General features: G+C 69.1%; 7 protein-coding genes and 1 pseudogene. 7 read left to right on the forward strand and 1 reads right to left on the reverse strand.

The genetic code is table 11. From position 1 onward, the window contains the following. Positions 1-268: 268 nt before the first annotated feature. Genes HWX76_RS03805 through HWX76_RS03835 form a run of 7 tightly spaced genes read left to right on the forward strand, consistent with a single transcriptional unit; the run spans position 269 to position 7,096 of the window. A complete protein-coding gene (locus HWX76_RS03805) occupies positions 269-1,351 on the forward strand; it encodes an ABC transporter ATP-binding protein (protein ID WP_050014439.1) in 1,083 nt (360 codons plus the stop codon). Beyond that, on the forward strand, positions 1,352-2,332 hold the full coding sequence (locus HWX76_RS03810) for an ABC transporter permease (protein WP_050014438.1): 981 nt from the start codon (positions 1,352-1,354) through the stop codon (positions 2,330-2,332). It begins immediately after the preceding gene. Beyond that, on the forward strand, positions 2,329-3,123 hold the full coding sequence (locus HWX76_RS03815; protein ID WP_050014437.1) for an ABC transporter permease: 795 nt from the start codon (positions 2,329-2,331) through the stop codon (positions 3,121-3,123). Before HWX76_RS03810 ends, HWX76_RS03815 begins: the two co-directional genes overlap by 4 nt. Then, positions 3,123-3,470 carry a (2Fe-2S)-binding protein gene (locus HWX76_RS03820; protein WP_089489047.1) on the forward strand — a complete coding sequence of 116 codons (348 nt, stop codon included), beginning with the start codon at positions 3,123-3,125 and terminating at the stop codon, positions 3,468-3,470. Before HWX76_RS03815 ends, HWX76_RS03820 begins: the two co-directional genes overlap by 1 nt. Then, complete coding sequence (locus HWX76_RS03825; RefSeq protein ID WP_176015507.1) at positions 3,467-4,909, forward strand: NAD(P)/FAD-dependent oxidoreductase; 1,443 nt, start codon at positions 3,467-3,469, stop codon at positions 4,907-4,909. Before HWX76_RS03820 ends, HWX76_RS03825 begins: the two co-directional genes overlap by 4 nt. Next, a complete protein-coding gene (locus HWX76_RS03830) occupies positions 4,902-6,053 on the forward strand; it encodes an FAD-binding oxidoreductase (protein WP_050014434.1) in 1,152 nt (383 codons plus the stop codon). Before HWX76_RS03825 ends, HWX76_RS03830 begins: the two co-directional genes overlap by 8 nt. Further along, a complete protein-coding gene (locus HWX76_RS03835; RefSeq protein WP_124554454.1) occupies positions 6,050-7,096 on the forward strand; it encodes an ABC transporter substrate-binding protein in 1,047 nt (348 codons plus the stop codon). Before HWX76_RS03830 ends, HWX76_RS03835 begins: the two co-directional genes overlap by 4 nt. Positions 7,097-7,244: 148 nt before the next feature. Here the strand turns inward: HWX76_RS03835 and HWX76_RS36525 are convergent. After that, positions 7,245-7,529, reverse strand: a pseudogene (locus HWX76_RS36525) (hypothetical protein); the annotation flags it as partial.

The raw sequence follows: 7,529 nt of genomic DNA on the forward strand, positions 1-7,529 counted from the left end.
AACGGAATACGCTAGCCGCCATTGTCGTCCGGTCGAAAATCCGCGGGCATCCGGGTGTGCACGGGATTGACGCGCACGTTTTGCGGCTCGGCCGCCCCTCACCCACCGGAATGATTCGCAGGCGATTTTCGCATTCGTTCCATTCAATGGAATTTTTCAGAAATTCATCCCGTTCAGCAGAATTCGAAATTGACGCTCCCAAATATGGCTGGCTAGAGTCCGCGTCATCGGCGCACCGGCCATGCGGTGTGCGAACCCGGAGCTCCCCATGTCGTTTCTCACGCTTACGGATCTGACGAAAACCTTCGGCGAACTCACCGCCGTCGCGGGCGTCAACCTGTCGGTCGAACAAGGCGAATTCGTGTCGCTGCTCGGGCCGTCCGGCTGTGGCAAGACCACCACGCTGCAGATGATCGCCGGCTTCGTCGACGTCACGCGCGGCCGCATCGCGCTCGACGGGCAGGACATCACGCACCTGAAGCCGAACCGCCGTGGGCTCGGCATCGTGTTCCAGAGCTATGCGCTGTTTCCGCACATGAGCGTCGCGGAGAACGTCGGCTTCGGCCTCGACATGCGCGGCGTCGACAAGGCCGAGCGCACGGAGCGCATCCGCGCGGCGCTCGCGCTCGTGCGCCTCGACGCGCTCGCACACCGCTTTCCGCGCGAGCTGTCGGGCGGCCAACGGCAGCGCGTGGCGATCGCGCGTGCGGTCGTGATCGAGCCGCCGGTGCTGCTGCTCGACGAACCGATGTCGAACCTCGACGCGAAGCTGCGCGAGGACATGCAGTTCGAGCTGCGCGCGATCCAGCGCAAGATCGGCACGACGACGATCATGGTCACGCATGATCAGTCGGAAGCGCTGTCGATCAGCGACCGCGTGGTCGTAATGGAAGCCGGCCGCATCACGCAGACCGATACGCCGTACCGCGCGTACGAACGCCCGGAGAATCATTTCGTGTCGCAGTTCATCGGCAAGGCGAACCTGCTGCCCGGCACGATCGTCGCACACGACGGCGACGCGATCCGCATCGACCTCGGACACGATCTCGCCGAGACCGGCCGCACCGCGCACCTGCCGCCGCGCGAACGCGACGTGCGCGTGGGCGACGCGGTGTCGGTCTGCATCCGCCCCGAGAAGCTGCGGCTGTGCGCGCCCGACGCCGGCCGCTTCGCCGCGACCGTCACGAGCCGCTTCTTCCTCGGCAGCCAGTGGCTGTACCGCGTCGACAGCGCGCTCGGCGAAGTGCTCGTGTGCTGCCAGAACGAAGGCGCGGAGCCGCTCGAGGAAGGCGCGCCGGTCGGCATCGACTGGCACAGCGACGCCGTGCGCGTGATGCGCCGGGAGGCCTGAATGGGACAGCCTTCCCGCCCGCTCTCGACCGACGGCGCGCCGGCCGGGCTCGCGGCCGCCCCGGCCGCCGCCGATGCGGTATCGCTCCGCACCGTCGGCGGTAACGCGCCGCGTGCGAGCTGGCGCGCCCACGCGCCGCTGTGGCTGATGTGCGCGCCGGCCTTCGCGCTGTTCGCCGCGCTCGTGCTCGCGCCGCTCGCGATGACGTTCGTGCTGACGTTCTACCGGTTCGACCCGGCCACCGGCCCGATCGCCGCGTTCCAGTTCGGCAACTACGCGGAAGTGCTCGGCTCGTCGTACTTCCACACGATCTTCGCGCGCACGTTCGGCATCGCCGCGCTGACGACCGCGATCTGCGTCGCGATCGGCACGCCGGAAGCGTACGTGCTGTCGAAGATGCGCGACCCGTGGCGTTCGCTGTTCCTGCTCGCGATCCTCGCGCCGCTGCTCGTGTCGGTGGTCGTGCGCGCGTTCGGCTGGAGCATGCTGCTGAACACGAGCGGCCTCGTGAACCAGGCGCTCGGGCTCGTCGGGCTCGGGCCGTACAAGCTCGAATACACGACGTTCGCGATCGTGGTCGCGCTGGTGCACGTGATGCTGCCGTTCATGGTGATTCCCGTGTGGACCGCGCTGCAGCGGCTCGATCCGCAGACCGAACACGCGGCGCTGTCGCTCGGCGCGTCGCCGTTCACGACGCTGCGCCGCATCGTCGTGCCACAACTGATGCCCGGCGTGCTGTCGGGCAGCCTGATGGTGTTCGGGCTGTCGGCGAGCGCGTTCGCGATTCCGGGCCTGCTCGGCGGACGCCGGCTGAAGGTCGCGGCCACGGCCGTCTACGACGAATTCCTCGGCTCGCTGAACTGGCCGCTCGGCGCGACGATCGCGGTGCTGCTGCTCGCCGCGAACCTCGTCGTGATGCTCACCTACTACCGCGTGCTCGAACGCCGCTACGCGCGCAGCCTCGGAGGCGCATCGCGATGAGAAAGAACGGCCCCTTCGCCCTTGCCTTCCACACGCTCGTGATCCTGTTCGTGCTCGCGCCGCTCGCGATCGTCGTGCTGGTCGCGTTCACGCCCAGCGAAACGCTGACGCTGCCGACCCGCGGCGTGTCGCTGCGCTGGTTCCGCGCGATCCTCGACTATCCCGACTTCGTCACCGCGTTCGTCAACAGCGTGAAGCTCGCGTTCGCGTCGGCAACACTGTCGCTCGCGATCGCGTTGCCGGCCGGCCTCGCGATCGGCCGCGCGACGTTTCCCGGCCGCGCATTCCTGAACGGGCTGCTGCTGTCGCCGCTCGTGATTCCCGGTCTCGTGCTCGGCATCGCGCTGCTGCGCTTCTTCGCGCTGATCGGCGCGACCGGCTCGTTCGCGTGGCTGGTGCTCGCGCACATGATCGTCATCACGCCGTTCGTGATGCGGCTCGTGCTCGCGTCCGTCGCGGGCCTCGACCGCAGCATCGAGCAGGCCGCGTGCTCGCTCGGCGCGGACCCGTGGACGACGTTCCGCCGGATCACGCTGCCGATGATCGTGCCGGGCATCACCGGCGGCTGGCTGCTCGCGTTCATCAACAGCTTCGACGAGCTGACGATGTCGATCTTCGTCACGTCGCCGCAGACGGTCACGCTGCCCGTACGCATGTACATGTACGCGACCGAATCGATCGATCCGATGATGGCGTCGGTATCGGCGCTCGTCATCTTCATCACCGCCGGCGCGATGCTGCTGCTCGATCGCGTGTACGGCCTGAACCGCATCCTGATCGGCCAACATTGATGACGACTCCCGTTTCCCGTTCCCCCGGCATCGCGGACGACGGCGCGCAGTTCGTGCGCGTCGCCGAACGCGAGCGCGCCGCCGTCGCGTTCATGCTCGACGGCCGGCCTGCGCACGCGCTTGCCGGCGACACCGTGCTCACCGCGATCCTCGTCGCGCAGCGCCGCGTGCGTACCAGCGAATTCAGCGGCCTGCCGCGCGCGGGCTTCTGCCTGATCGGCGCATGCCAGGATTGCTGGGTGCGCACCGAAGCCGGCGCACGCGTGCGCGCGTGCTCGACGCCGATCGCCGACGGCATGCGGATTCTCACGGCCGCCCGGCCGGCCGCGACCGGAGACGCATCGTGAGCGCCGCACTGCAACCGGTGATCGTCGGCGCGGGGCCGGCCGGCGTGCGCGCGGCCGAGGCACTCGTCGACGCCGGGCTGCGCCCGGTCGTGATCGACGAGAACGCGCGCTGGGGCGGACAGATCTATCGTCAACCGCCGGCCGACGCCGCGTTCGTGCGCGGCAAGCGCACGCTGTACGGCTTCGAGGCCGCGAAGGCCGACGCGGTGCACCGGACGATGGCCGCGCTGCTGCCGCACATCGACTATCGGCCGAACACGCTGGCGTGGTCGTGCGGCGCGGGCCGCGTCGACACGCTGCAGGACGGCCGCGAAGTGACGGTGCCGTACTCGCACCTGATCGTCGCGAGCGGCGCGACCGACCGCATGCTGCCCGTGCCCGGCTGGACGCTCGCGGGCGTCTATACGCTCGGCGGCGCGCAGGTCGCGCTGAAGGCGCAGGGCTGCGCGATCGGCCGACGCATCGTGTTCGCGGGCACCGGGCCGCTGCTTTACCTCGTCGCTTACCAGTATGCGAAGGCCGGCGCACACGTCGCGGCCGTACTCGACACGAGCCCGCTGCGCCGCCAGGCCGCCGCCGCGCCCGCGCTGCTGCGCATGCCGTCGATCTTCGCGAAAGGGCTCTACTACAACGGCTGGCTGCGTGCGCATGGTGTCGCGATCGAAACGGGTGTCACGTTCGAACGCGTGCTCGGCGACCAGCACGTGACGGGGCTCGCATGGCGCGCCGCCGGAGACGACGCGCAGCCCACGCCACCGCGCGTGCTCGACTGCGATGCGCTCGGCCTCGGCTTCGGCCTGCGCGCCGAAACGCAGCTCGCCGATCTCGCCGGCTGCCGGTTCGAATTCGACCCGCTCAATCGCGCGTGGCTGCCCGAACGCGACGCGGCCGGTCGCACGTCGGTACGTGGCGTCTACGTCGCCGGCGACGGCGCGGGCATCGCAGGCGCCGACGCGGCCGAAGCGTCGGGCCGGCGTGCGGCGCTCGCGCTGCTCGACGATGCCGGCGTCGCATCGCGCTCGCCGCCCGGCCAGCCCGACGCGGCGGCGCTCGAGCGCACGCTCGCCCGCATCGGCGCATTCCGCGCGGGCCTCGAGGCGGCGTTCGCGCCGCCGGCCGAACAGGTTGCCCGCTGCCCCGACGACACGATCGTGTGCCGCTGCGAGGAGATCGACGCGGGCACGCTGCGCCGCTGCGTGCGCGAAGGCGCGGCGACCGAATTGAACCGGCTGAAGGCGCTGACCCGCGTCGGCATGGGCCGCTGCCAGGGCCGCATGTGCGGCGACGCGGCCGCGCTCGTGCTGGCCGCCGAAACCGGCCGGCCGCTCGCCGACGTCGGGCGGTTGCGTGCGCAACCACCCGTGAAGCCGTTCCCGATCTCGGCCGCGCTCGCGGGCGACGACGTCGCGGCGATTCCCGACGAGGCGCGCGATGAGTGAGATCCGGCATTACGACGTCGCGATCGTCGGCGGCGGCCTCGTCGGCGCGTCGGCCGCACTTGCGCTCACGCACCGCGGACTGCGCGTCGGGCTGTTCGAGCGGCGCGACTGCGGCGCGCAGGCGAGCGGCGTGAACTACGGCGGCGTGCGCTGCCAGGGCCGCCCGGCCGAGCAATTGCCGCTCGCGCTGCGGGCGCGGCGCATCTGGAATCACCTGCCCGAACTGATCGGCATCGACGGCGAATTCGTCGTGTCCGGCCACTTGCGGCTCGCGCGCAGCGATGCCGATCTCGACGCGCTCGACGCATACGCCGTGCTCGCCGGCGAACACGGCTTGCCGCTGCAGGTAATGCGCGGCGACGCGTTCCGCCGCCGCTACCCGTGGCTCGGCCGCGCGGCGCTCGGCGGCTCGCTGTGCGAGACCGACGGCCATGCGAACCCGCGCCTCGTGTCGCCCGCGTTCGCGCGCGCGGCCCGCGCAGCGGGCGCGGACGTGTTCGAGCACACGCCTGTCGACGCGGTTCATCACGATGGCGCACGTTTTCACTTGCAGGCGGGCGGTCGCGCGCACACCGCGACGTGGCTGATCAATTCGGCCGGCGCATGGGCGAACACGATCGCCGAACGCTTTGGCGAGGCCGTACCGATGGAGCCGATCTACCCGAACATGTGGGTGACCGAGCCGCTACCGCCGTTCATCGCGCACAACCTCGGCGTGTATGGCGGCGGCGTGTACGCCCGCCAGGTCGCGCGCGGCAACTGCGTGATCGGCGGCGGCCGCGGCCGCGGCGACGGCGAGTTCGGCCAGCCGTCGGTCGACACGACGCGCGCGGTGATGCGCGACGCCTGCGCATTGCTGCCCGCATTGCGCGACGCGCTGCTGATCCGCACGTGGAGCGGCGTCGAAGGCTGTACGCCCGACCACAACCCGATCATCGGCGCGAGCCGTACCACGCCGAACCTGCTGCATGCGTTCGGCTTTTCCGGCGGCGGCTTCCTGCTCGCGCCGGGCGTCGGCGACGTGCTCGCCGATCTGGTCACCACCGGCGAAACCGCCACGCCACTCGATGCATTCTCGATCGGCCGCTTCTTCCCCCAAGCCATGCCGGCCGCCCCTTTCCGTCAAGAGGAAACACAAAGATGAAACTGCTCGGAACGATCGCGGCCGCCGCCGCCCTCTGCATCGCAGGCGTCGGCGCGCCCGCGTACGCGCAAACGAAGACGATCTACGTCGGCATGAACGGCGGGCCGATGGAAAAGGCCTATACGAGCCAGGTGCTGCCCGACTTCGAGAAGGCGAACAACGTGAAGGTGGTGATCGTGCCCGGCACGTCGTCGGACGTGCTCGCGAAGCTGCTCGCGAACCGCAACAAGCCGCAGATCCACGTCGCGTTCCTCGACGACGGCGTGATGGCGCGCGCGGTGAGCCTTGGCGTGTGCCAGAAGCTCGACGATTCGCCGGTGCTGAAGGAGCTGTACCCGTTCGCGCGGATGAAGGACGACGTCGGCGCGGGCGTGCAGCTCGGGATGACCGGCATCGCCTACAACAAGAAGCTGTTCGCCGAGAAAGGCTGGGCGCCGCCGACGTCGTGGATGGATTTCGCCGATCCGAAATACAAGGGCAAGGTCGTGTTCCAGTCGGCGTCTAGCAGCACGTTCGGGCTGCACGGCTTCCTCGCGATCAACCGGCTGCTCGGCGGCAACGAACAGAACGTCGAGCCCGGCTTCGGCAAGTGGGCGAGCACGGTCGGGCCGAACGTCGTCGAGTACATCCCGAACTCGGCGAAGATCTCGGAGATGGTGCAGACCGGCGAGGCCGGCCTGTTCCCGCTGACGCCGACCGGCGTCGGCGACCTGCAGGACAAGGGCATCCCGGTCGCGTATGCGAACCCGAAGGAAGGTCCGGTGCTGCTGCTCGTCGACCTGTGCGTGGTCGCGAACAATCCCGACCCGCAACTCGCGCAGAAGCTCGCTCAGTTCCTGTTGTCCGCGCCCGCGCAAACGAAGGCGGCCGAGGCCGGCAAGCAGATCCCGACCAACCGTCTCGCGAAGATGCCGGCCGCGATGCAGCAGAGTCTCGGCAACGTCGACGACCTGGTGCGCAAGGTGACCGTGGTCGACTGGACCGCGATCAACGCGCGCCGTGCGCAGTGGGATACGCGGTGGAACCGGCAGATCGAGCGGTAACGCGAGACGGCGTACGGGCGACGTGGCGCTGAGCGCGCCATGCCACGTCGCACGAAGGCCAGAAGCGATACACCGGGATGCGGGCGGGGACGTCCCGCAACGCGAGATTGTTGTCGGAAGCCCCGCCGCCCGTGCTGCAATTTTCAGGTCAGCCTTCCTTCATCCACTCCGGCTCCACATATTCCTTTACCCACATCCACTGACCCGGCTCAAACAAATTCGTGTATTGCTTCCGTTCCGCTTGCTCCCGAGGGGTCAGCGTGCGGACATCGGGGAATTCATGTCCCTTCCGGATCATATGAATATCCGAACTGGAAGTCTTCGTGTATCCCTGCCAGATCCCTGAGCTTGCTCCCGAAAAACGAATCCCTTGCTGAGCGTTTAAACTCAAGCAAGGAGAGTCAAGAAGATGAACAAGGCGAAACGAGCGCGC

The sequence above is a fragment of the Burkholderia sp. BCC0398 genome (assembly GCF_902833245.1).
In the GTDB taxonomy this organism is placed as follows: Bacteria; Pseudomonadota; Gammaproteobacteria; order Burkholderiales; family Burkholderiaceae; genus Burkholderia; species Burkholderia sola.

What these genes read in the sequence shown, in the direction of transcription:
- HWX76_RS03805 (WP_050014439.1), top strand. Translation starts at nt 269, where the DNA reads ATGTCGTTTCTCACGCTTACGGATCTGACGAAAACCTTCGGCGAACTC.
- HWX76_RS03810 (WP_050014438.1), top strand. Translation starts at nt 1,352, where the DNA reads ATGGGACAGCCTTCCCGCCCGCTCTCGACCGACGGCGCGCCGGCCGGG.
- HWX76_RS03815 (WP_050014437.1), top strand. Translation starts at nt 2,329, where the DNA reads ATGAGAAAGAACGGCCCCTTCGCCCTTGCCTTCCACACGCTCGTGATC.
- HWX76_RS03820 (WP_089489047.1), top strand. Translation starts at nt 3,123, where the DNA reads ATGACGACTCCCGTTTCCCGTTCCCCCGGCATCGCGGACGACGGCGCG.
- HWX76_RS03830 (WP_050014434.1), top strand. Translation starts at nt 4,902, where the DNA reads ATGAGTGAGATCCGGCATTACGACGTCGCGATCGTCGGCGGCGGCCTC.
- HWX76_RS03835 (WP_124554454.1), top strand. Translation starts at nt 6,050, where the DNA reads ATGAAACTGCTCGGAACGATCGCGGCCGCCGCCGCCCTCTGCATCGCA.